This is a genomic window from Pseudoalteromonas sp. T1lg23B (assembly GCF_002964665.1).
Taxonomy (GTDB): Bacteria; Pseudomonadota; Gammaproteobacteria; order Enterobacterales; family Alteromonadaceae; genus Pseudoalteromonas.
The window spans coordinates 60,442-85,484 of record NZ_PQBZ01000002.1 but is presented as its reverse complement, the minus strand read 5'-3'; the positions used below and the strand labels follow the sequence as shown (position 1 = coordinate 85,484).

The 25,043-nt window shown below is 43.9% G+C and carries 22 protein-coding genes; 14 read left to right on the top strand and 8 right to left on the bottom strand.

Features of this window, described 5'->3' with window-relative positions; translation table 11 throughout:
• Nucleotides 1-12: 12 nt before the first annotated feature.
• Both C2M32_RS00635 and mtnA read right to left on the bottom strand, forming a co-directional pair.
• The gene (locus C2M32_RS00635) at nucleotides 13-1,971 is read right to left on the bottom strand and encodes a S9 family peptidase (protein WP_105166630.1); all 1,959 of its coding nucleotides are present in this window, start codon (nucleotides 1,969-1,971) and stop codon (nucleotides 13-15) included.
• A 45-nt stretch (nucleotides 1,972-2,016) separates the two neighbouring features.
• Nucleotides 2,017-3,033: an S-methyl-5-thioribose-1-phosphate isomerase gene (mtnA, locus tag C2M32_RS00630; RefSeq protein ID WP_105166629.1), complete on the bottom strand. Its 1,017-nt coding sequence runs from the start codon at nucleotides 3,031-3,033 to the stop codon at nucleotides 2,017-2,019.
• Between the two features lie 123 nt (nucleotides 3,034-3,156).
• Here mtnA and mtnK point away from each other — a divergent pair, with 123 nt between their 5' ends.
• Entirely contained in the window at nucleotides 3,157-4,359 is a 1,203-nt protein-coding gene (gene mtnK, locus C2M32_RS00625; protein ID WP_105166628.1) for an S-methyl-5-thioribose kinase, read from the top strand.
• Nucleotides 4,360-4,422: 63 nt separating this feature from the next.
• On the opposite strand, the gene C2M32_RS00620 is transcribed toward mtnK, so the two are convergent.
• The gene (locus C2M32_RS00620) at nucleotides 4,423-6,198 is read right to left on the bottom strand and encodes a DUF885 domain-containing protein (protein WP_105166627.1); all 1,776 of its coding nucleotides are present in this window, start codon (nucleotides 6,196-6,198) and stop codon (nucleotides 4,423-4,425) included.
• Between the two features lie 304 nt (nucleotides 6,199-6,502).
• Here C2M32_RS00620 and C2M32_RS00615 point away from each other — a divergent pair, with 304 nt between their 5' ends.
• From C2M32_RS00615 to hemB, 10 genes are all read left to right on the top strand, one after another.
• Nucleotides 6,503-7,504, top strand: a complete 1,002-nt coding sequence (locus C2M32_RS00615; RefSeq protein ID WP_105166626.1) for a GGDEF domain-containing protein — start codon at nucleotides 6,503-6,505, stop codon at nucleotides 7,502-7,504.
• A 126-nt stretch (nucleotides 7,505-7,630) separates the two neighbouring features.
• Complete coding sequence (gene ubiE / locus C2M32_RS00610) at nucleotides 7,631-8,386, top strand: bifunctional demethylmenaquinone methyltransferase/2-methoxy-6-polyprenyl-1,4-benzoquinol methylase UbiE (protein ID WP_105166625.1); 756 nt, start codon at nucleotides 7,631-7,633, stop codon at nucleotides 8,384-8,386.
• 8 nt (nucleotides 8,387-8,394) lie between these two features.
• Nucleotides 8,395-8,997, top strand: a complete 603-nt coding sequence (locus C2M32_RS00605; protein WP_105166624.1) for a ubiquinone biosynthesis accessory factor UbiJ — start codon at nucleotides 8,395-8,397, stop codon at nucleotides 8,995-8,997.
• Between the two features lie 10 nt (nucleotides 8,998-9,007).
• Nucleotides 9,008-10,612, top strand: coding sequence for a ubiquinone biosynthesis regulatory protein kinase UbiB (ubiB, locus tag C2M32_RS00600; protein ID WP_105166623.1), 1,605 nt, complete (start codon nucleotides 9,008-9,010; stop codon nucleotides 10,610-10,612).
• 63 nt (nucleotides 10,613-10,675) lie between these two features.
• On the top strand, nucleotides 10,676-10,906 hold the full coding sequence (tatA, locus tag C2M32_RS00595; RefSeq protein ID WP_105166622.1) for a Sec-independent protein translocase subunit TatA: 231 nt from the start codon (nucleotides 10,676-10,678) through the stop codon (nucleotides 10,904-10,906).
• On the top strand, nucleotides 10,907-11,221 hold the full coding sequence (gene tatB / locus C2M32_RS00590; protein ID WP_105166621.1) for a Sec-independent protein translocase protein TatB: 315 nt from the start codon (nucleotides 10,907-10,909) through the stop codon (nucleotides 11,219-11,221).
• Nucleotides 11,222-11,246: 25 nt separating this feature from the next.
• A complete protein-coding gene (gene tatC, locus C2M32_RS00585) occupies nucleotides 11,247-11,990 on the top strand; it encodes a twin-arginine translocase subunit TatC (RefSeq protein WP_105166620.1) in 744 nt (247 codons plus the stop codon).
• Between the two features lie 34 nt (nucleotides 11,991-12,024).
• A complete protein-coding gene (locus C2M32_RS00580) occupies nucleotides 12,025-12,810 on the top strand; it encodes a TatD family hydrolase (protein ID WP_105166619.1) in 786 nt (261 codons plus the stop codon).
• A gap of 1 nt (nucleotide 12,811) precedes the next feature.
• Nucleotides 12,812-14,644: a sensor domain-containing diguanylate cyclase gene (locus tag C2M32_RS00575; protein WP_105166618.1), complete on the top strand. Its 1,833-nt coding sequence runs from the start codon at nucleotides 12,812-12,814 to the stop codon at nucleotides 14,642-14,644.
• 14 nt (nucleotides 14,645-14,658) lie between these two features.
• Entirely contained in the window at nucleotides 14,659-15,669 is a 1,011-nt protein-coding gene (hemB, locus tag C2M32_RS00570; protein WP_105166617.1) for a porphobilinogen synthase, read from the top strand.
• A gap of 38 nt (nucleotides 15,670-15,707) precedes the next feature.
• On the opposite strand, the gene C2M32_RS00565 is transcribed toward hemB, so the two are convergent.
• The 3 genes from C2M32_RS00565 to C2M32_RS00555 all read right to left on the bottom strand — a co-directional run bounded on the left by C2M32_RS00565 (nucleotide 15,708) and on the right by C2M32_RS00555 (nucleotide 19,906).
• Entirely contained in the window at nucleotides 15,708-16,106 is a 399-nt protein-coding gene (locus C2M32_RS00565) for a hypothetical protein (protein WP_105166616.1), read from the bottom strand.
• A gap of 177 nt (nucleotides 16,107-16,283) precedes the next feature.
• Nucleotides 16,284-18,371: an elongation factor G gene (fusA, locus tag C2M32_RS00560; protein ID WP_105166615.1), complete on the bottom strand. Its 2,088-nt coding sequence runs from the start codon at nucleotides 18,369-18,371 to the stop codon at nucleotides 16,284-16,286.
• A gap of 233 nt (nucleotides 18,372-18,604) precedes the next feature.
• Nucleotides 18,605-19,906 (bottom strand): GntP family permease, encoded by a 1,302-nt coding sequence (locus C2M32_RS00555; RefSeq protein ID WP_105166614.1) that lies wholly within the window; start codon nucleotides 19,904-19,906, stop codon nucleotides 18,605-18,607.
• A 1,088-nt stretch (nucleotides 19,907-20,994) separates the two neighbouring features.
• Here C2M32_RS00555 and C2M32_RS00550 point away from each other — a divergent pair.
• On the top strand, nucleotides 20,995-22,323 hold the full coding sequence (locus C2M32_RS00550; RefSeq protein ID WP_234401189.1) for a sensor domain-containing diguanylate cyclase: 1,329 nt from the start codon (nucleotides 20,995-20,997) through the stop codon (nucleotides 22,321-22,323).
• A gap of 21 nt (nucleotides 22,324-22,344) precedes the next feature.
• Here C2M32_RS00550 and ylqF read toward each other — a convergent pair whose 3' ends face one another.
• Nucleotides 22,345-23,289: a ribosome biogenesis GTPase YlqF gene (gene ylqF, locus C2M32_RS00545; protein ID WP_105166612.1), complete on the bottom strand. Its 945-nt coding sequence runs from the start codon at nucleotides 23,287-23,289 to the stop codon at nucleotides 22,345-22,347.
• Between the two features lie 158 nt (nucleotides 23,290-23,447).
• Here ylqF and C2M32_RS00540 point away from each other — a divergent pair, with 158 nt between their 5' ends.
• Both C2M32_RS00540 and C2M32_RS00535 read left to right on the top strand, forming a co-directional pair.
• Nucleotides 23,448-23,984 carry a YaeQ family protein gene (locus C2M32_RS00540; protein WP_105166611.1) on the top strand — a complete coding sequence of 179 codons (537 nt, stop codon included), beginning with the start codon at nucleotides 23,448-23,450 and terminating at the stop codon, nucleotides 23,982-23,984.
• A gap of 8 nt (nucleotides 23,985-23,992) precedes the next feature.
• Complete coding sequence (locus tag C2M32_RS00535) at nucleotides 23,993-24,613, top strand: PGAP1-like alpha/beta domain-containing protein (RefSeq protein WP_105166610.1); 621 nt, start codon at nucleotides 23,993-23,995, stop codon at nucleotides 24,611-24,613.
• On the opposite strand, the gene C2M32_RS00530 is transcribed toward C2M32_RS00535, so the two are convergent.
• Nucleotides 24,610-24,819 (bottom strand): hypothetical protein, encoded by a 210-nt coding sequence (locus C2M32_RS00530; RefSeq protein ID WP_105166609.1) that lies wholly within the window; start codon nucleotides 24,817-24,819, stop codon nucleotides 24,610-24,612. The genes C2M32_RS00535 and C2M32_RS00530 overlap by 4 nt on opposite strands.
• Between the last annotated feature and the right edge of the window lie 224 nt (nucleotides 24,820-25,043).

Here is a 25,043-nt window from a genome sequence, read left to right as displayed (position 1 = left end):
CCTTTTTCATCGTTAGAGTTTTAAGTTCTTATTTAAGAAAGCTAAAACGGTATTGTAATACTCTTGACGATGCTTCGCTTTGTAGAAGCCATGTCCTTCGCTTTCCAACAACATGTATTCAAAAGGGCGCTCAGCTTTTTTTAATGCTGCAACCAAAGACTCCGCCTGCTCAATTGGCGCACGCTGATCCTCGCCACCATGAACAATGAGTACATTTGCTTTTAGCTTATCGACATTGTAGCTAGGTGAAAAATCTTTATGCACCTTTGGATCGCTACCAAGTACTTCTGTCAGATAAGTGCGGCCTGTTTCATGCTCAGAAATATCACCTTCTTCAAACATCAGTGGTAAATCATAAACCCCAACAACGCCAATAGCACACTTAAATAGGTCAGGTTCTAAAATAGAGCTTTGTAGTGCAGAATAACCACCAAAGCTGGCACCCATAATGCACATATTGTCAGGATTGATGTAGCCTTGCTCAATCACGTACTTAGTGCCATCGATGATATCAAACTGAATTTCGCGACCCCATTTTTGATGTCCGGCTCGTTCAAACGATTTGCCATAGCCGCCCGAGCCTCTAAAGTTTACCGTCAATACGGCTATGCCTCGGCTGGCCAGTAGCTGTGTATCCACGTTAAAGCCCCAAAAATCACGCGGACCATGTGGACCACCGTGAGGCATCACCACGAGCGGTAAATTTTTCGCAGCCTTACCCGTTGGCAAGGTTAAATAGCCATGAATTGTCAGACCGTCTCGCGCCTTAAATGAAATAGGTTTGGTTGCTGACATCTCTTCGGGTTTGATCCACCCACGCTCTGAAAATAAAAACTTTAGGTTTTTCTCTTTCTCACTGTACAAATAGTATTGTCCTGGGTTGGTATCACTCCACGCATATACCACACTATGTTTGCCGTCTCTGCTAGAACTGACTATTTGCACTTGTGAGCTCGGCAAAGAGGCCAATAACGACTTGAGCTTAATGCTGCTTTTTGAATCTCCATCTATAAACGCATAGCTCGGATACCCAGACTCTAATTCAACGGCGTAAACTTCTTTACTATTGAGGTCAACCCAAATGTTGGTTGGTGATACCACATCATCTTGAAATACTAAGTTGGTTTTACCCGTCGCTAAATCAAGTTTATACAGACCTTCGGGTTGGCCATTGTCGCTAGCCGCAAGAAATACTTCCTTGCCTGACGCACTAAACGCCACGGGTCTAATGCTACGTAACGCGCTGTTCTCAAGTTTCAAAGGTTGCCACTCTCCTCCCTCTGGAGGACGCACAAAGAAGTCAAAGTCCACGTAGTTTTCGGTAGAAGATACAACCCGTACATTGCCCTGCCGGTCTGTTAAAAACCAACCATTTTTATGTGGCGAGCCCGCAACTCGCTTCCGATAACCAGTATCGACATTCACTTCATAAACAATGGTTTTTGGTTCTCTAACGTTATTCCATGGATGCGTCACAATCAGAATATGCTCTTCATCATGTTCCAAAGGGTCGAGAATGAAGGAAGTGCCGTACAAAGGCGTGGCTTTACGCACCGCAGATCCTGTTTGCATTTCTCCTTTGTAGCCTACGAGATAACGCTTTCTACTACCATCCGCATTCATGGCAAATAACTCACCGTAATATTTAGGGTGAGACTTCCAGCCGCTGATATACTGCTTTTCCATCACCAAGCGATCATCACCAGACCATTCATAGCGGCCCACTTGCGCATTTTCACTAAAATTGACACCGCTGATAATTTTGCTCTTTTTTATATCCAATACATAGAGATTATTCTTACCCTCTACTTTGGAGATAAAAGCCAAATATTTGCCATCTGGTGATATTTTTACATTACGGTAAGCAAAGTCTTTACTGAAGTGTTCAACTGGAATTAGCGATGACGCTTGCGCCACACTGAGTCCGCCCCATACCACTACAGTCAAACATATTTTTATTAGTTTACTCATGTCGTCCCTTTCAACTGGTAAAGTGATTTTTCTAACATTGTACCCTTATTTGAACATACCGCCTATTAAGTCTTGCTGTGAATAAACCCCACTATTTAATATCCAACCAGTGACAAGGTTTGCTGGGGTTACGTCAAAAGCAGGGTTATATACCTTAGCATGCTGCGGTGCCCACTGGCATGACCCAAAGCTACCACTTACCCCTGTGACTTCTTGAGGATCTCGCTGTTCTATTGGAATGGCTTCCCCATTTGGACAAGCTCTATCTAGCGTTGTCTCAGGCGCAACCACATAGAAAGGGATCTGATGATGCTTGGCCAATACCGCCAGATTATAAGTTCCTACTTTATTGGCAAAATCACCATTTGCCGCAATGCGATCAGCACCGACAAAAATCTTATCTACCTGACCCAACTGCATCAAGCTGGCTGCCATATTGTCACAAATCAGAGTATAAGGAATATGCCATTGCGCCAGCTCATATGCTGTTAATCGTCCGCCTTGTAACAAAGGCCGAGTTTCATCAACCCAAACATGAATGTGTTTTTGCTGCTGATGCGCCTTATAGATAACACCTAAAGCGGTACCAATGCCCGCCGTCGCGAGCGCGCCTGTATTACAGTGAGTCAGAATATTGTCCCCTGGGCTCACCAGCTCAGCACCCAAAATCGCCATCTCATCGCACAGTGCCACATCTTCATTAAATAATTGCTCAGCCGTATTAACGAGTGCGCTTAAATAGTCTTCTTTGGCTAACGCGATGCGCATTTTAGCCATGCAATGCATTAGGTTTACCGCCGTAGGTCGAGTGGCTTCCAAATCATCAATGGCTTGCGCCAACTGTGCTTTGTTTTGCCCCTGCTCGGCCAAATAGGCCACTAACAAGGTTGCTGCCAGACCAATTAAGGGGGCACCGCGAACTTTAAGAGACAAAATAAGCGATTGCATTTGTTCTACGCTATCACATACGTGCCACACCTCCTGATGCGGAAGTAAGTATTGATCCAACACTGATAACTCGTTGTTTGTATATTTTAAACTACGGGCAATTAAGGTTTGCATAACTATTCTCGCTCAAAACTAGTGAGGCTATTTTACTCTTTTAAAAAAAGAAGTATAGACATCTAAACACTTATAAGCATAGAATGCTGGAAGTGTATTTTTTTTTACTGAAGGCCGCATATCATGGTTGACTACATCGCTTTCGATAGCGCTCAAGCACTTGAGTATGTAAAAAACCAAACGAATTTTTTCGCACCAGATGCCGAGCTTAGCTGTTATGAGTTTGGCGATGGCAACCTGAATCTCGTATTTAGGGTTCACGATCAGCAACAAAACAGCGTGATCTTAAAACAAGCTCTGCCATACGCCCGTTGCGTTGGCGAATCATGGCCATTGACGTTAGACCGCGCACGCATCGAAGCCAGTGTACTCATCAGACATGGTGAAGTTTGCCCGCAAACCACCGTAAAAGTGCTACATAGAAATGACGCACTCGCTATCACAGTGTTAGAAGACTTAGGGCATATGCAAATTTTACGTGGACAGCTATGTGAGGGTCACACTTATCCAAATTTGGCAGCAGATATTGCAGACTATCTGGCAAAAACGAGTTTTTTCCATAGTGACTTTTATCTCAGCCCAGCACAGAAAAAAGCCTTAGTAGTAGAGTTCACGAACCCAGAATTGTGTGCCATCACAGAAGACTTGTTTTTCGACGACCCATATCGCCAAAGCGAGCGCAACAACTACCCTGATGAACTACAGCCACAGGTTACTGCTTTGCAAAATAACCTAGCTTTAAAACTTGAGGTAGCTGAACTCAAAGCCAAGTTTCTCAGCTCTCCACAAAGTTTGCTTCATGGGGATGTACACACAGGCAGTATTTTTGTTGATCAAACCAATACCAAGTTGATTGACCCAGAATTTGGTTTCTTTGGCCCTATTGGCTTTGATTTAGGTTCATTTATTGGCAACCTACTGCTTAATTATTGTGCCCAGCACAAACGTGCGGTTGAGTTACCAAAAAGAAGAGACCTTCACGCGTATCTTTTAAATAGCATCCAAACCTGTGTCGCACAGTTTGAGCAAACTTGGTTGCAGCTTGCCAAAACGCAAACGCGCGACTTATCGTTGCAAGCACCTGGGTATGTACAACGCTTTATCAACCAAGTTTTACGTGATGCCTATGGCTTTTGCGGTACAGAATTGATTCGCCGCACCATAGGTCTGGCACATGTAGCGGATATTGACGGCATCGAAGATCAACAAGCCAGAATTGCGGTACAACAACACGCTTTGTTGCTCGGTGAGCAACTGATCTTGCAAGCGCCTCAGTGTGAGACAAAAGAAGACTTGTCACAACTACTGATCAGTCTATTGTTATAGCTTTGCTATCGTAAAAAAAAGCAGCCACTTCAAAGGCTGCTTTTTTTATGTGTTAGCATCGTGTTATGAACTAGCACCAAGTTGCGCCAAGGTACGCTCGATGTACTGATTGATTTGTTCTTCCAGTACATACAGCGGAATAGAGCCATGACGTAAAACTTGATAGTGGAACTCTCTGAGATCGAAGTGCTCACCCAACTTTTGCTCGGCATCGGCACGTAGCCGTTTAATCGTCAACTCACCAATTTTGTACGATAGCGCTTGGGCGGGCCAAGAAATATAGCGATCGGTTTCAGTTTTAACGTTATGTAAAGACAACGCCGTGTTGTCGCGCATAAAGTTCATTGCCTTTTCACGACTCCAACCATACATATGCATACCAGTATCAACAACTAAGCGCGCAGCACGCCACATTTCATAGGTCAAACGACCAAAGTTACTATACGGGTCTTGATAAAACCCCACTTCTAAACCTAGGTACTCAGAGTACAGTCCCCACCCCTCACCAAAGGCAGAAATATATTCATTACGTCGATAGGCAGGTAAATGATCCATTTCCTCATTCAAAGCAATCTGCAAATGATGACCGGGTACTGCTTCATGCAGAGTAAGCGCTTCTAGCACGTACAAAGGACGTTTATCTAACGCGTAAGTATTTACCCAGTAATAACCTGCTTCTTGATCGTTACTGGCGGGGAAATAGCGTCCCGTTGTATATTTCGGTGCAATGCTCGCTGGTACAGGAGCAACGCCATAAGGACGCCTTGGTAAGGTGTGAAATAATTTAGGTAACTGTGCATCAATACGTTTTGATATAAAGGTCGCTTCTTTTAACAGTTGCTCTGCTGTGGTGGCATAAAACTGAGGGTCGGTTCTCAAAAACTGGGTAAATTCGGTGAAAGTACCATCGAAACCAACCTGTTTAATGATCGCTTCCATTTCGCCACGGATCCTCGCCACTTCTTGCAAGCCAAGCTGATGGATTTGTTCGACTGTCATATTCGTCGTAGTGTAATGTGCAACGCGATTTTCATAGTACGCTTGACCTTCAGGTAAGTCCTTGAGCGCAATTGTATCGCGTGCCGCAGGTCTATACTGCTCAGTGAAAAACTTAAGATAACTTTGGTAGGCAGGCATCACCTTCTCGTTTATCACCTTTTTCGCCCGAGCTTGTAGTGCAGCAAACTGAGCGTCCGGCAATCTTGCGCTATTGGTGTTAAATGGTGAGTAAAATACCGACTGAGTTGCGTCTTCAGAAATAAACCCACTGATCGAGCTTTCATAGCCCTGAAGAACCACTTTAGGTAATACACGCCCAGTCTCTATCCCCTTTCGCATCCAAGCCATGTTTTGTTCAAAAAAGCGCGGGATTTGGTCCAACCGAGATAAATACAATTCGAAACCACTGGCATGGCTAAAATCATTCGCCCCTATTGCCTCTATAGCAACACGAGAATGAAAACCTCCTTCCGACGTGAGTGGCATATAGTGCTTCTTAAAGCGGTATGCATCGGCCTTATTCTGAATTTGTGAACGTAAAATGGTGAGATTAATTTGATTCTCGGCGCTAAGTTGTGACTCAGGTATATCGGCTAAGCGCAACAAAAATGCCTTACGCTGTTGATATTGCTCCTCGAGAGCGGCTGCACTCAAGTTAGGTAGATAATAAGTCGCATCCAATGATTGGTTCTTATATGGCTCAACTTGTTTTCTGTATAATTCAACCTCATGCGCGAGCTCGGTAAATTCACTATCCGCGGATTTTGGCGTGAGCTGACAACCAACTAGCAACGCACTCAACAATGATACGTTTAACAATAACGCAAAGTTTTTAATCACTTTTATTTCCTACTCTTCGGCATTTTGAACGACTCTAACCGAGCCTGTATACATACTGCAAATAAAAGAGTTCAATCCGTTAAATTGCAATATGCCGAAATAGCAGGCAAACTAAGAAAAATTGCTGATAAAAAAAGCGAACAGTCGCATTATTTTAACTTTTCTATTTCAAATATGCGCTTTTTGCTTTTAAATACCCGTTGCACCCAATGCTTTGATTAGAATCATAACGGTGAGACATAACCCAGCCTAAGAGGGGGGGTCGTTCAACTAAACAGATAGCTTTATTATTGCGGTAAATGAAATGATGTTCCATGACTCCATGGCTAATGCACAAGAAAAGATGACACAGGTTTGCCTGTTTTTAGAGCAATATCATTTGCCACCTACGCCCATGAACTATCATGTCGCATACACGTATATCAGTAAGTGTGACCAAGCACTTAATAAAGCACTTGAACAGGCAATCAACAACAAGCAAACCATAGATAGCATTTATATTGAGCATCTATATTTTGAGTTCTTGAACCCTGGACATAAAACCGAAACGGAGTTGTTGCAAAATGTAGACGGTGTACTCACCAACCTGTCCAGAACGACCAACGAATCACACAAACAGATTTCTAGCTTTGCGCAATCCATCAGTGCCTGTATACAAACGCTAGATGAAGGTAATTTAGCGAAAAGTCGCAAGGCCATAGTACAATTAAGCCAGACCACTGAAGGCTTGTTGCAACAACATCAAATGTTTAAGACGCAAATGAAAAAAGCCCGTTTGATGTACATCAAGTCACAACAACAGTTACAGCAATTGCGTAAGCAGCATATCATTGACCCACAAACGGGACTTTATAAACGTCATTATCTAAATCAACAAACACAAGCTTGGATGGCCAAAGATAAGTCGATTTGCGCGATTGCAATTCAGATAACAAACCTTGATGATTTTACCCAACAATATGGCGACCTTGTTGGAGATGTGGTGCTCAATCGCGTCGCAAAAAAAGTGCAAAAATATGTGTTTGAGAGCGGACTGCCAGGGCGCACTCGCAAGCAGGAGTTTACGGTTTTATTAGCCGATATTGAACCGAGTACTGCCAATGTGATCGCGGAAAAAATCAAAAAAGGGGTCGAAAGGCTCAAGTTCGTCAGCACTAAAGGTAATATGGAGCTACCCAGAATCGAACTTGCGCTGGGAATAACCAAACGATATCAAGAGCAAAGCTTCGACGAATTAGCACATAAAGCACATTTAGCAGCACATAAAGCCCATCTTTGCGGACAAACAAGCTTTATCGCCCCTTGATCCTAACACCCACTATATTTTGTTGATTAAATCAGCCAAATTCTGCTGCGTATAAATTGCACCTGAGTCACGCAATCAAGTACACTAGTGTACAACTTTGCTTAACCGCCCATTCAGAGACGTACCATGAAAGAGTCGCAACAAAACACCACAGATTTCGGTTATAGAACGGTCGCCCGAGAAGAAAAAGCTTCAATGGTCGCTGATGTATTTCATTCCGTAGCCGCCAAATACGACATTATGAATGACCTTATGTCATTCGGTATTCATCGCTTGTGGAAACGCCAAGCCATTGCTTGTTCAGGCGTTCGTAAGGGTCATACGGTACTAGATCTTGCCGGTGGTACGGGAGATTTAACCGCTAAATTTAGCCAATTAGTGGGCGATACTGGTCGGGTAATTCTGGGCGATATTAATGACTCAATGCTTAAAGTGGGACGCGATAAATTGCGTGATCTCGGACTGGTAAGCAATATCGAATATGTACAGATGAACGCGGAAGCTTTACCTTTTCCGGATAACAGTATTGATGTCATCACCATTGCATTCGGGCTACGTAATGTGACCGATAAAGATGCCGCGCTTCGATCAATGTACCGCATCCTAAAACCGGGTGGCCGCTTATTAATCCTTGAATTCTCGAAAACGGACAGCGAAGCCCTCTCAAAGATTTATGACTTCTACTCTTTCAACCTATTACCTACAATGGGTAAACTGGTTGCCAACGACAGTGAGTCATATCGCTATCTGGCAGAGTCAATCCGTATGCACCCAGACCAAGAAACACTCAAGGGCATGATGGAAGACGCAGGCTTTGAGCAAACCAGCTATCAAAACATGACAGGTGGTATTGTGGCATTGCATCGCGGCTTTAAATACTAGAGGGTGGCATGATCAACACGCTGTTGACGGCAGCTGCCGAACGTATACTCAACAAAATATTAAGCTTGGAGCCTAGCTTGCTAACATCACTTAGCAAGATACAACATCAAGTGCTAGCAGTGGAAATCCGTGACTGGCAGCAAACTTTTGCGATCACCTTCACGGGTCACAGCTTTATGTTGTTTAACCACTACCAAGAGCATGTTGATTGTCACATCAGTGCCAGCATTGATACTCTGTCACAATTAAAAGATCCGAGTCAGTTAACCCGCTTGATTAGACTCGGAGAACTTGATTTAGAAGGGAATTTACACTTAGCTCAGGCTTATAGTCAGATATTCAGTGAACTGGATATCGACTGGGGTGAACACTTATCTATGTATTTTGGCGATGCCGCAGCTCAGCTAATCGTGCAACAGCTACGTCACGCCAAACAACGTGCTCAGCGAGTGGATGGTGTCCTAAAAACGACAACCATAGGGTTGTTTCAAGATGAGCTGAAAGTCACCATTCACCCGTTAGAAATGGCACAATTTAAAGCACATACCCGAGAACTAAAACAACATGCCGCTGTGCTGGAACAGCGCATTAACCAACTGCTAGCTCGCTAAGGAAACCAGTTTGGCCATCGCTCGTTTATACCAAATCACACACACGTTACTCAGCTACGGGCTTGACGATTTTATCCCCGAGAATAAACGTCCTTGGTTTGCCCGCATAGCAAGAGGCAGTTTGTTTTGGATCCGCAATAAACATCACGATAAAGCCATTGGGGCAAGACTGAGATTAGCACTACAAACGCTCGGCCCGGTGTGGGTCAAGTTTGGGCAAATGCTTTCAACCCGCCGAGATCTGCTGCCGCTTGAGGTGGCTGAAGAATTAGCGCTATTACAAGATAAGGTTGCCCCATTCGATGGTGCCCAAGCACAGCAGTTGATAGAACAAGCACTACAACTCAATGACATCAGTGAGTTGTTTTCCCAATTCGAGCAAATTCCACTCGCTTCCGCGTCCATCGCACAAGTTCATACAGCCACACTCGCGCACAATGAACAAGAAAAAGAAGTGGTTATCAAAGTCATTCGGCCCGGTATAGAGCAACAAATTCAAGCTGACTTAGCGTTGATGACCCAATTCGCCCGCTTGTTGGTTAAGCTGTTTAAACCCAGCCGCCGTCTTCGTCCTGTAGAAGTTGTCAAAGAATACAAAAAAACCTTGCTTGATGAGCTTGATTTAATGCGCGAAGCCGCAAATGCGATTCAGCTAAAACGTAACTTTACCGATTCAGAGTCCTTATACATTCCAGAAGTTTACAGTGATCATTCACGCACCAATGTTCTGGTGATGGAACGCATCTATGGTATCCCTGTTTCTGACACCGAAGCACTCTTAAAGCAAGGTACTAACATGAAGCTATTGGCTGAACGTGGTGTCGAGGTGTTCTTTACGCAGGTATTCAGAGATAGCTTTTTCCATGCCGACATGCACCCTGGTAACATTTTTGTATCTCGCAACAACCCCCATAATCCTCAGTATATCGGTATTGATTGTGGCATTGTCGGCACGTTAAATAAGGATGATAAACGCTACCTTGCTGAGAATTTTATTGCCTTTTTTAATCGTGACTATCGTCAAGTTGCGCAGCTGCATGTTGACTCTGGCTGGGTGCCACAGGACACCTGTGTAGAAGAATTTGAGTTTGCCATTCGCACAGTGTGCGAACCAATTTTTAACAAGCCTCTTGCTGAGATTTCATTTGGTCACGTGCTAGTCAATCTGTTTAATACAGCGCGACGTTTCAACATGGAAGTTCAGCCACAGTTGGTATTATTGCAAAAAACCTTGTTGTATGTAGAAGGATTAGGCCGCCAACTGTACCCACAGCTAGATTTATGGCAAACCGCTAAGCCCTTTTTAGAACAATGGGTTAAAGAACAAGTTGGTCCGCTCTCTGTACTCAAAAAAATGTACGCTAATTTACCTTTTTGGGCCGAGAAAATGCCTGAAATACCCGATTTGATTTACCACAACCTAAAGCAGAATAATCGCCAGTTAAATGCGCCAACAACAAAAAACAGCAGTAAACCAATACTACTAGGTATGTTGGCATGTACCTTACTCATTTGTGCCAGCCTAACGTATCTGGCGGAAGATTGGTTGGTAAGCGGACTGGCTTTGTCGTCAAGCTTTGCCTTATTTGTTGGCGCATGGCGCAAAATAGGGTGATATTTTACGCACTGGGCGTATAATCACTAATCATTCAACTTATCTACTACAAATGGAGTCATCATGGGTTTAGGTGGGATCAGTATTTGGCAGTTATTAATAGTCCTAGCCATCATTGTTCTACTGTTTGGAACAAAAAAATTGCGCGGTATTGGTAGTGATTTAGGCGGTGCCGTAAAAGGTTTTAAAAAGGCGATGTCTGACGAAGAAAAATCAGCAGCTCAGCTCACTGAACAGAAAAAACAAGACGCGAATAGTCCTGCTGAACAAGATAAGAAAGATAAGGCACAGTAAATGGGCATGTGGGAGCTTGTGGTCGTGCTGGTAGTTGGCTTAATTGTGTTAGGCCCAGAACGCCTGCCTGTTGCCATTCGCACGGTCAGCCGCTGGATCAATACTGTAAAATCTGTTGCAAACTCAGTTAAGGCCGAGGTCAACGAAGAGTTACGTGTACACGAGCTACACAACAACTTAAAAAAGGCTGAGCAACAAAATATGCAGGATTTACCAGACGACGTGAAGCAATCTGTCGATGAGTTAAAAAAAGCGGCCGAGTCAGTAAAGCATAGCTACAAAAACGCCTCAGAGCCGTCAAACAAAACCGATTAACGTGTAAGAAGTAAAAGAGTAACCAATGTCACAAGCCCATCAAAGCGGTTTTATTAGCCATTTAATTGAGCTTAGGAATCGTGTCATGAAAGCGCTGTTGAGTATTTTACTCATTTTTATCGCTTTAGTGTATTTTGCCAACGACATATACAGCTTTGTGGCCTCCCCTTTGGTGTCTAGCTTACCCGAAAATAGTACGATGATCGCAACGGATGTCACAGCACCGTTTTTTGCGCCCTTTAAGTTAACGTTATTTGTCGCATTATTTGCCGCAATTCCCATGATTTTACATCAAATTTGGGGGTTTATCGCACCTGGTCTTTACCAACATGAAAAACGTATGCTGATCCCAATTTTGCTCTCTAGCATCTTACTTTTTTATGCGGGTATCGCGTTTTGCTACTTCGTGGTCTTGCCGATTGTGTTAGGCTTCTTCACTAGTGTTGGTCCCGACATGATGACTTTGTCACCGGATATCAGCAGTTATCTCAGCTTTGCACTCAAGCTCTTTTTTGCGTTTGGCGTCGCTTTTGAGATACCGGTAGCCATTATGTTGCTGTGCTGGAGTGGCGCGACATCTACACAAAGTTTGAAGGAAAAACGCCCTTACATGGTCGTGGCCGCCTTCGTTGTAGCCATGTTCCTCACCCCACCTGATGTACTATCGCAAACTTTGCTGGCCATCCCTATGCTCATGTTGTTTGAACTGGGTTTGCTCTTAGCCAAACTGTATACCAAAGCACCGAGTGAAAAGGAAGCCAATGAGTGACAAGCCGATAGAACAAATACTGGTGAGTTAGCGGATGACGATACAATACACCGACGCTGGCGTTAACCTCACCAGTCATCAGTTCGAACCTGACTGTGATGATATCGTGGCACGTGCAAGACTCGCAGGCGTGACCGAGATGTTGCTCATAGGAACAGATGTTACTGAGTCAATGCAAAGCCTTGAACTTGCCAAGCGTTATGGCTTTGTCAGTACCGCTGGTGTTCATCCGCATGATGCAAAAAGTGTCAGTGACAACTACATTCAACAATTAAATGCATTATTATCGCAACCAGAGGTTGTCGCGGTTGGTGAATGTGGGCTTGATTTTAATCGAGACTTTTCTCCTCGCCCGCAACAACAGAATGTTCTGCACGAACAACTTACATTGGCACAGCAGTTAAAGAAACCGGTTTATCTGCACGAGCGAGATGCTTTTAGTGCAATGCAAGCTCAACTCGAACGCGTTAACGTTAAAGGCGTATTACACTGTTTCACTGGAGATGCCCAAGCGCTCTCTTTTTATCTCGATTATGGGTTAATGATTGGCGTAACCGGTTGGGTGTGCGATGAACGTCGAGGCGCGCTACTACAAGAGTTGGTGCCACTGATCCCCGATGACCGTTTGCTTGTCGAAACCGATGCACCTTATTTAATACCAAGAACAATAAAGCCAAAACCCAAATCTCGGCGCAATGAGCCTGCGTTTATCTGCGCTGTTGTACAGCAAATTGCCCAGCTCAGAGGGCAAAGCGAAGCGCATGTAGCAGCCTGCTCTAGGGCCAATTTTGCACGTTTATTTGCAACTGGGAAAAACTGACATGATCCGTTATATTTCCCTGCTATTTTGCTTGTGTATTGCCTTGTCGACAAAAGCGTTTGAAGTGCCTGAGGATTTTAATAAGTCTCTGTCACTGCCGTTTGCTTATACTCAAAACAACAGTGAAAATCTGGCAGAGTTAGAGCTAAGTGCACCATTGTGGCAACCAGTACCCAGCGGTTTTCTGCAGCTCAGCCATACCATGCAAACCATCTGGCTCAGAGTCCCGCTAAGTAATAGTTCAGATCTGGATTTACCCTTACTACTGAGTATTCATAACAATCAGTTGGATGAGGTCAGTGCGTTTGTACCACAGGCAAACAAATCGATTCTAGTAACGCCGTCGGTTCATCACGCAATAGGCGAGCAACGACCTATTTTACATGAGGCACAACTTGTGCCATTAAAGCTTCCCGCGCATCAACATACCGTTGTATACATACGCGTTAAAAACAGCGAACAAACATATTTGCCCTTGAGTTTATGGCATCCTATCGAATACCTTAAATACACCAGCAAATTCAATTTGCTCTATGGCATTTTGGCCGGTTTGATACTTGCTATGGTGCTCACCAACGCAGCCATGTATTCATTTACCCGCAAGCAATATTTTTTATATGGCGGGTTGGCCATTTCGGCCATTTGGTTGCTCAACGTACATTTGTACGGATTTAGCCACCGATATATTTATGGCGATTGGGTGTGGCTACAGCAATATGGCCAAACGTTGTTTATGTTACTGTCAACATGGCTATTTATCCCGTTGCTAAAAACAACCCTAGTGCCCAAGTCCGCCATACGCATTCAGCGCGCACTCAATATGCTGTTTCAAGTGAGCATAGTCATTGCCATTGGTTTGTCGTTATTTCCGCATCGTATTGCTTTACCCATAGCCTTTGCCTACTGCTTCGCACTGGCTAGCACTTATATTTGGGTAGCTGTGTCTGCGTGGCAACGTGATGCATTCTCCCACAAAACCTATTTATTACTGTTTTTGCTGCTGTTTTTAGTGCTGAGCTATCAATGCGCCTTTGAACTTAACCTGCTCTCGGGGGCGGTACTCGACAGGCCGTTAACTTATGTTTGCTATTTGATGATAAGCCTAGCCATCAGTTACGCGTTGGCCAGACGTTATATCCAAGACCGCGATGACAAAATAAAACAACAACAGGCTCGTCTGGCTCAGACGCGTGCCGAAGATGCGCTACTAAAAGAGCGAATTCATTTACAGGCACAAGCACAAGAAGAGCTGGAAAGCAGTATTGATGAGCGTACCTTTGAGCTCGAAGTGACGTTGCGAGAACTCGAAGAGAAAAATCGCGAGTTAGAAAAGCTTAATATGGAAGATGCGCTGACTAAAGTCAAAAACCGCCGCTACTTTGACAAGCGGATCATGATGGAAGTCAGACGCTCCCGTCGCGAACAAACCACGCTCAGTGTTGTGATGCTCGATATAGACCATTTCAAACAAATCAATGACAACTATGGTCATGTAGTTGGCGATCAAGCCATTTGTGCAGTAGCAAAAATGATTGAACAGCACCTCAAGCGCCCTTCTGATGAGGTGTTCCGTTATGGTGGTGAGGAGTTTGTGTTGCTACTGCCAAATACTCAAGAACAAGGTGCTAAAGAGCTTGCCGAACAGATCCGTGAAAATTTAAGTCAGGTCCAGTTTGATTTTGGCACAGCTCAACTCAGCATGACACTGAGCGCAGGTATCTACAGTGCCATTGCCAGCGATAGTAAAAACCCAACCATCTTTACCGATTTAGCCGATAAAGCCTTATATCAGGCGAAACAACAAGGGCGTAATCGGGTAATTGCCTATAAATAATTTAGGAGAATATTGTGGCTCAATCTGGATTAGATTTATTCCCTTACACGCGAATGCGCAGAATGCGCCGCGACGATTTTTCAAGACGTTTGATGAGTGAAAACCAGCTGACCGTCAACGATCTCATCTTTCCCGTTTTTGTTCTGGAAGGTAAAAATCGACGTGAAGCCATCGAATCGATGCCCGGGATTGAACGCCTATCGATAGACCTACTCATTGAAGAAGCCGCACAGCTTGTCGCGCTCGGTATTCCTGCTATTGCGATATTTCCAGTCACACCTGCTGACAAAAAATCTCTAGAGGCGGAAGAAGCCTATAATCCTGAAGGGCTTGCACAACGAACTGTGAGAGCGCTAAAAGCGGCATATCCTCAATTAGGGGTTATCACGGATGTCGCACTCGACCCATTTACCGTACACGGGCAGGATGGCATCATTGATGAGGGTGGGTATGTGATCAATGACGTGACCACTGAGGTGTTAATCAAGCAAGCTCTGTCTCATGCCGAAGCTGGAGCCGATGTTGTTGCGCCTTCCGATATGATGGATGGCCGTATTGGCGCCATTCGTGAAGCATTGGAAGCAGAAGGCCATATTCACACGCGGATTATGGCTTACTCAGCGAAATACGCATCAAGCTATTACGGCCCTTTTAGAGACGCCGTTGGCTCAGCTGGAAACTTAAAAGGTGCCGATAAGAAAACTTATCAAATGGACCCAGCCAACTCCGATGAAGCGCTACGAGAGGTTGCATTAGACCTACAAGAAGGGGCTGATATGGTGATGGTTAAACCTGGGATGCCTTATTTAGATATCGTCCGCCGAGTGAAAGACGAATTTCAAGTACCAACTTTTGCTTATCAGGTCAGCGGAGAGTATGCCATGCATCGTGCCGCTATTGACAATGGTTGGCTTGCTGAACGTCCCTGCATTATGGAATCATTACTAGCGTTTAAGCGCGCAGGAGCAGATGGCATTTTGACTTACTTTGCTAAACAAGCTGCCATTTGGTTGAATGAGAAGTAACATGTAAATATAAAAAATGCGTCGTCATTGGCGCATTTTTATTTATTTGATAACAGTTGATTTGCTCTGTCAAAGTCCGCTTCACTCAGCGACCAACTGTAAAATGATTTAGCCGTATTGTCATTCGTTTCCACCACAAAGAAAGTTAACAAAAGCAATTTCTTACGATATATACGAACAATGTCTTCGCGGCTAATATAGTGTGTACGCAAGCCTGATGAGTAGCATATGCCCGCTTTATCAACCTGCACAAATCGTTTTTTCGCCAATGCAAGCGCCAAAGAAACTAGGCTCGCTCCAATCGCGGAGTATACTAAAACGGAGATGGGCAAATTCACGAAGTCAAATAAGACCACGACCCTAAAGAGCCCAAGAAGTACTAATAGAAAAAAACCATAAAGCAGCCAGTTTACCGACAAATAGACTGTTCTCAACACACACCTCCTTATATTTTTTTATCATTCACATGATATTTGCTTATTTTGCATACAGCAATAATAACACTGATCGTTCCCAAAAAAACAACTGTTTACATGAAATTTTTATTTCCTTACATGTATAAAAAAACCGCTTAAAAATCAAGCGGTTTTTTAAATTTCAAAAAGTGCTTAAGATTACTTAGCCGCTTTCTTCTCTTTTTCTGCAGCAATTACAGTGTCAGCAACGTTTTGCGGACATGGTGCGTAGTGTGAGAACTCCATAGAGAACTGACCACGACCTGAAGTAATTGTACGTAAGTGACCGATGTATCCGAACATTTCAGATAGAGGTACGTCACCCTTGATGCGAACGCCCGTTAGGCCCGCTTCTTGGTCTTTGATCATACCACGACGACGGTTAAGGTCACCGATTACGTCACCTACGTTGTCTTCTGGAGTGAACACGTCAACTTTCATGATTGGCTCAAGAAGCTGTGCGCCCGCTTTAGGGATAGACTGACGGAATGCACCTTTCGCTGCGATTTCGAACGCGATTGCTGATGAGTCAACTGCGTGGAAACCACCGTCGAATAGCTCAACTTCAACGTCTAATACAGGGAAGCCAGCAAGAACACCCGTTTCCATCATTGACTTGAAGCCTTTCTCAACTGCAGGCCAGAATTCTTTAGGAACGTTACCACCAACAACGGTAGACTTGAAGGTAAAGCCTGAACCTACTTCGCCTGGCTTGATGCGGTAATCAATCTTACCGAACTGACCTGAACCACCTGATTGCTTCTTATGCGTGTAGCTATCTTCAACTTCTTGCGTGATAGTTTCACGGTAAGCAACCTGAGGCTGACCAACGATTAGGTCTACGCCGTAAGTACGCTTAAGGATGTCTACCTTGATGTCTAGGTGTAATTCACCCATACCTTTAAGGATAGTTTCGCCTGAATCTTCGTCAGTCTCAACTTGGAATGACGGATCTTCTGCAACCATCTTACCGATAGCGATACCCATCTTCTCGTTACCGCCTTTATCTTTAGGCTGTACCGCGATTGAGATTACCGGCTCAGGGAAGATCATCGCTTCAAGTGTACATTCATGCTTAGGATCACAAAGCGTGTGACCAGTTTGTACGTTCTTCATACCAACAACCGCGATGATGTCACCCGCTTGCGCTTCAGAAATCTCGTTACGGTCATCTGCTTGCATCTCAACCATACGGCCGATACGCTCAGTTTTGCCTGTTGCAGAGTTAAGGATTGTGTCACCCTTTTTCATGCGGCCAGAGTAGATACGGATGAAGGTAAGTGCACCGAAACGGTCATCCATGATCTTAAACGCAAGCGCTTTAAGAGGCTGATCAGCGTCAACAGTTGCAACTTCACCAGTAGGCTCACCTGTTTCTGGATCAGTTAGTGGCTGAGGATCAACTTCTGTTGGTGCAGGTAGGTAATCAACAACTGCGTCAAGTACTAATTGAACACCTTTGTTTTTGAACGCAGAACCACAGTAAGTTGGGAAGAATGCAAGGTCACGAGTACCTTTACGGATACAACGCTTGATATCTTCGATAGAAGGGATTTCACCTTCCATGTACGCTTCCATTAGATCGTCGTCTTGCTCAACAGCAGACTCGATAAGTAGCTCATGGTATTCTTCAACTTGGTCTACCATGTCAGCTGGAACGTCTTTTACTTCGTAGTTTTCAGGAAGACCTGAGTCATCCCAAACGTATGCTTTCTTTTCAAGTACGTCTACAACACCACAGAACTCGTCTTCGATACCGATTGGTAACGTCATAACAAGTGGGTTAGCTGCAAGTACATCTTTAACCTGCTTTACTACGCGGTAGAAATCAGCACCCATACGGTCTAATTTGTTTACGAAGATAACACGTGCAACTTCTGATTCGTTCGCATAACGCCAGTTAGTTTCTGATTGTGGCTCTACACCACCTGAACCACAGAATACACCAACACCACCGTCAAGAACTTTTAATGAACGATATACTTCAACTGTGAAGTCAACGTGTCCCGGAGTATCGATAACGTTTAAGCGGTGACCTTTCCACTCACACGTTACAGCAGCTGACTGGATTGTGATACCACGCTCAGCTTCTTGTTCCATGAAGTCAGTAGTAGACTCACCGTCGTGTACCTCACCGGTTTTGTGAATCTTACCTGTAAGCTTTAGGATACGCTCAGTGGTGGTAGTTTTACCCGCATCAACGTGCGCGAAAATACCAATGTTTCTGTACTTCGATAAATCTGCCATTGTTTTGCTCTATTTAAAGTAGAAAAATTATTCGGCGGGAGTATATCACCTCTTATTGCGAACATCATCCTTGATATCGCTTAAAATGCGCACAATTTGTGAAAAAGTTTTTATTCGTGGCGATAAGTAATAATAAACACAGCAACTATTGGGTTATCTAGATAAAATCAACAACAATGCTGCAAGTTTGGCAAACTGAGGCATTTTAAGCCCCGTTCACCGCAATTATACCGCTAAAATAATATAAATAGACTAAGGATAAGACCCAACCCTAATAATGGAACAACCACTGTTAGCATCGCCAACGGCCAATATGCTGCCTGATGTGTTTCTTTACAAATCGCTCGAACAGTGGTGACGACATAACCATTGTGAGGCAAAGTGTCGATGGCTCCCGAACTAATCGCAACCACACGATGTAATTCCGAATTGTTGACCCCCAAGTCCATATAATGCGGTGCAACCAGCGGTAATGCGATGGCCTGTCCACCAGAAGCGGAGCCCGTTAAACCGGCTATCACACTGACCGCAATCGCCGCACCCAGTAATTCGTTACCGGGGATTTGCGTCATTAACGCCACGGCCTCATTAAACGCGGGGGTAACTTTAGCGACAGCACCAAACCCTACCACCGCGGCGGTATTACCAATCGCCACGAGTGCCCCCGTTGTCCCTAGATTAATAGCCTGCTGCAAATTTACGAAATGTTTGTAGTTACAAATTAAGATACTCAACACTCCACCGAGTAACGCGACGATGAGCGCACTTTGTTGTAGTGCTTCATGTAGGGTGAATGAGAGTGCTAGCACCACAACTAAAGGAACCAACCCTGTGATTGGGTGTGGCAACCTTCGCTTTGACTCAATCGGATCATCATCTCTGGCCTCAAACACTTCACCATTTAACTGTGCTTTTCTGATCATGCGCATCAGTAAGAAGTAACCCAACACCGCCATGAATATGGCCACCACTAAGCTTTCTTGCCACGCCGCATAGGGTGATGTTCCCAAATATTTAATTGGGATCCAGTTTTGGATTTCTGGAGAACCGGCTGAAGTCATCGTAAAAGTGACGGAACCAAATGCCAAAGTGGCGGGAATAAATCGCCGTGGTAGATTGGCATCCTTAAACAAACTCAATGCCATCGGAAATACGGAAAAAGCTACAATAAACACACTGACGCCACCATAAGTAAGTAACGCACAGGCCAAGACAACGGCTAATACCGCATACTTCATGCCTAATTTAGAGACAATATAGTGGGCGATGGCGTCCGCTGAACCAGTATCTTCCATAAACTTGCCAAACAATGAGCCAAGCAAAAACATAAAAAACCAAGCTTGAACAAATCCGCTAAAGCCCGCCATATAACTACTGATGAATGCGGGTTGTTCTACAACAGGAAATACCGCTATTTGGCTGGTCAGTGCCACTAGCAAGGCACATAAAGGAGCAGAGATAAACAAGTTAACGCCCCTGAGCGTAAGAGCTATCAATAACGCCAACGCGCCGATGAGGCCAACCATGCTAAGCATACAATTACCTTATAATTATTATGTGTATTTGCGTATTTGTTATACTGCAAAATCTCCCTGGATCGAATACTCTGTGATGAAAAAATGCCACAAATGCGCTAAGTTACTCGGGGTGACTTATGAAAATTCGCAACAATGAGAATCCCCAACAGAGCATCCTTCCCTACCGCAAATTACGTCGATGCACGATGTATCGAGTATTTAGGCATAATTAGATTGATGGTACACAGCCACATTATTGGTTTGCACTAGCCAGAACATTATAAAAACCAAATAGTCACTTTTATATTACATAACGCGCTTTAGAACCCCTGCAAATAAAAATGAAAATTAATCTCAACTAGGTGTTGACACCCCTGCAAATCTAATTGATAATCAATCTCAACAAGGCGAGATTGACGGCTCACCTTGTTAGATAACTCATCTTGTTTCTCGACCCTGAAACAGACGTGTGGCGCACGCTAACAGCCATAGGTTGAGTGTGTTTGTAACAACGCCCCTTGATACAATCACTTTCAACCAACTCACTATTTTACTTGCTACATTGCTCATATCGGTGACGGTAGATATGACATGAAAAAGCCCCTTGTGGGCTTTTTTTATTTCTGCAATCGACACGTATGAAAATACACGCTCTAAATGAAAATTATTTGCAAATAGGTCTTGACCAATTACAAGATCTAAATGATAATCAATATCAACAAAGGCGAAATCGCTATTTTGTTACTCTAATTGTTTTAACACCCTGAATTCGTTTGGCATACGTACACTGCTCGGTGTGGGAAGCTTGCTAGTACATTGCTTGTTGGCCCATGCATTCACAATTTTACTTGCTACATTGCTCATATCGGTGACGGTAGATATGACATGAAAAAGCCCCTTGTGGGCTTTTTTTATTTCTGAACGATGCAGTGTAAACGAGCTGTAATTAGCTGTAATCGACTATAAAATCAACACTCTGTATCATAAACGGTACTTCAGCGTGAAATACAATAACTCAAATGACCCATGCTCGACGCCGCTGCAACCTTATTTTAACGTTGTTGCTATTGGCGGGATTTACCTTCACCAGTTGGTTTAGTTTTCATATGGCGCATAATTCGCTCAGCGAAGGCATCGTGGACGATGCATTGCCGTTGACCAGCCATCTGATCAGCACTGATCTGCAAAAACAGTTACAAGCGCCCATCTATGTTGCCCAAAGCATGGCGCAAAACCATTTTGTCCACTTGTGGCTTAATGACAGCGATGCCAGTGTCGATCAGCTATTCGCCTTTTTAGATAAAACCAAACAGCTATTCCAAAGCCAGACCAGCTTTCTAGTCGACCATAAAACACTCACTTATTACCATTATGATGGCCGTACGCATAAGTTAAATTTAAATAGTCAGGAAGCGCAATGGTACCAACAAGCCATAACACCATCACAAAGAGACTACATTCTTAATGTGGATGTTACACCGCAAGATAACTTTGCGGCCATCGTGTATGTAAATCATAAAATTTTGCTCAATGACGAATTACTTGGTGTCGCCGGCGTTGGCATTCAGTTATCAGACCTACAATCGCTCATTAATCAATACCAAGTCCAGTATCGACGTAAAGTCTACTTCGCAGATCATCAAGGTCGCCTGTTGTTCTACAATCAATCTTTGCTACCCAATCGCACTGTTGAGTCTGAATTTAATTCTCATCACAGTGCCATAACAACGCAAGCCAACTATAAATTCTCTATTCAACAAAACGGTGTAGAGCGGCTGATAAATAGTCGTTACATTCCTGAACTAGGTTGGTATCTGTTAGTCGAGCAAGAGTTCACTGCGCAAACCACATTAACGGATGCGCTGATCGCAAATTTGTTACTGGGTGTTGTGATAACGCTGTGTATCTTAGCGATAGCACAGTTGACCTTTAATCAGTACCAATCTCGTCTGGAGGCCATTGCGCTTACCGATAAACTTTGCAACGTATTGAACCGTCAAGCTTTTGAACCTCAACTGCAAAAACATATCACAAGAGCCAAAATGGGCCGAGTGCCTTTGAGCTTATTACTACTTGATATTGATCACTTTAAGCAAGTGAATGACCAACATGGTCACTTGGCGGGCGACAGAGTGTTAAAGCACTTCGCTCAGCTATGCCAATCTGTGGCACACAACAGCGATATTATATGTCGTTGGGGTGGTGAGGAATTTATGATCTTAATGCCCAACTCTTATCTCAATCATGCCCAGCAGCTGAGTGAAAAGTTGAGAGAAAAGCTTGCTGCCTGTAAGTGTGAAGTGCCCATTACAATAAGTGTTGGCGTCGCCCAATACCACCCTTTGGAAACTGAGGATGAGTTTATCAAACGCGCCGATGATGCTTTATATCGAGCAAAAAATCAGGGGCGAAACAGAGTTGAGTTGGCTGCTTAACCAAGCAGCCATGTTAGGCGTTTAGCGACGATTCTTGCGCGCACGAGCACGTCTTTGTTTCTTCTCTTCCTCTTTGGCCGCTTTTTTCGCCTCGGCTTCTGCCCTAAGCTGCGCCACCATCACTTCTTCCTCTTCGCGCATTTGCGGTGTTTCCATAGTGATGCGGCCAATGATTGCGTCGCGCAATTCATTGATTAGAATTTCAGACATCTTGTAGGTATCAATCTGATTTCCACCGCGAATACAGCCTCGCTTTTTACCTGCTATTTCGATAAATTCCCAATCTTGCTCTGGTAATTCGTCCAGCTTGTAGCGCGCTTTAAGTAATTCAGGATACGCATGTAGTAAATATTCTGCGGTATAACTGGCCACTTCCTCATAATCTATCGCGGTGTCTCTGATAGCCCCCGTTGCAGCCAAGCGATAGCCTGAATTTTCATTTTCAACTTTTGGCCATAGCATACCAGGCGTGTCATATAGCATAATGCCATCATCTAGCTTAATGCGCTGTTGTGCTTTTGTGACAGCAGGCTCGTTGCCTGTTTTAGCCACAATTCGTCCTGCCAAAATATTGATCAACGTTGATTTACCTACATTGGGGATCCCCATGATCATAGCTTTTAGCTGTTTGTCAGCACCAATTTTGTGGGGTGCCAGCTTTTTACACAACTCGTTTATTTTGTGCACCTCAGCAGCCTTATCATGACCAAAAGCGATGGCTTTCACGCCACTTTCTTGCTCAAAATACTCCATCCACTGCTCGGTTAACACTGGATCGGCTAAATCCGCTTTGTTTAGTATTTTGATGACCGGTTTGTCACCTCGAAGGGCAGATACCATCGGGTTTTCACTACTGTAAGGAATACGTGCATCCAGCACCTCAATAATCACATCCATCTGCGGCATGATCTCTTTAATCTCATTACGAGCTTTATTCATATGCCCAGGGAACCACTGGATGGCCATCATTTTCTCCTACAGGTAAAAATCAAAACGCCATTTTACCTAGGTAATCACAAAATTACCTTAATCTAAGCAAAATTTTATCTTTTTACCGTCAATAACACCGTTTACGACCATAACTCCAGTATACTGCGCGCATCATTTTTCTCTGGCACATTCATATGGCATTAAAGTCAACTATTATAAAAACACAGCTATCACTCAGTGATATGGATAGACACATTTACCAAACCTGCTCAGTGACGGTTGCACAGCATCCATCAGAAAATGAACAGCGATTAATGGTTCGGCTACTTGCATATGCACTGCAATACCAAGAACAACTCGAGTTTACTAAGGGCCTATGTGCTGATGATGAACCTGAGATTTGGGTAAAAAATTATAGTGATGAAATTGAGCTGTGGGTTGATTTGGGTTTACCCGATGAAAAACGCGTGAAAAAAGCATGTAATAAAGCGAAACAAGTTGTGCTTTATACCTACGGCGAAAATACGCAAACACTATGGTGGCAAAAAAATCAGGCTAAGCTCAACGGTTTTGACAACTTGTCGGTGATTAGCTTACCTTATTCAGCAACACAGCAATTGGCAGCAATGGCAGCTCGTTCAATCTCTTTAACCGTAACGGTACAAGACAAAGAGATATGGATCAGTGATGAACAGCGTAGCGTGCACCTGATACCGGAGCAACTAAAGTAGGAGTCAAAATGGCGATAAAGCGTGTCGTGGTACTACACGGTTTGTACATGTCTGGTTTCGTAATGCAGCCTCTGTGCTCTCGATTAACCAATCAGGGGTTTGAAATACTTAACCTTAGTTACAACACTTTGACGCCAAACAAACACTCAATTTTTACTGCCATTGACGAGTTTATCGAAGACCAACCCACTGCGTTGGTCTGTCATTCAATGGGCGGTTTGGTAGCGCGTGCCTATTTAGAGCATAACTCACTACCCAGCCAATGTGTGAGCAAAGTGATTACATTAGGTACGCCACACAAAGGTAGCGCCATTGCTAAACACATGCATGACAAGGGCCTTAATATGCTGCTCAAAAACAGCATAGAATTTTTGCTCAGTGACAATCAAGATTGGCCTTTTAAAGCAAAGTTATACAGTATCGCTGGAGACCTACCCATTGGCCTAATGCCATTGCTAAAAAAAGGTAGTCGTTCAGATGGTACGGTATTGTTAGAAGAGACCAAGCTCAAAGGTATGGCTGAACATAAAGTGTTTCATTTAAGCCATACCAGCATGATTTACTCTCGTCAGGTAACCGAGTATATCCTAAAGCTACTTAATCAGGACGATCTCGACCAACCGAACTAGTGATCACCGCTCTGTGCTATTTTGTATGCAACCAACGCGATAATACCTGTGATCAGCGGGATCGGTGCCGCAATGTAGCCAAATGCATCAGAGTTAGCAAAGCTTGCGCCCGCAAGATGACCGATCAAGCCTATCAAAAATGCAACTAACGCGATTACAACAACAATAATCTCCGACTTATGCTGTGATTTAGTTTTACCGTGCATAATTACTCTCCTTCAATAATAACCTTGTGGTTTCCAGTCCATTATGCGCCCTCATACAGGGTAATTTTTGACCTACATCAAACCTAGATAGACACAATTTAGGCCACATGCACGCCTTATGTTTTGGATCAATTTTTCAACGATCCTCGCTATAAGTAATGAAAAGTTGGCAAGCTTTATTCCCAAGTCCATACCAAATAATGAGTTTTTGATCGCAGGGTAGA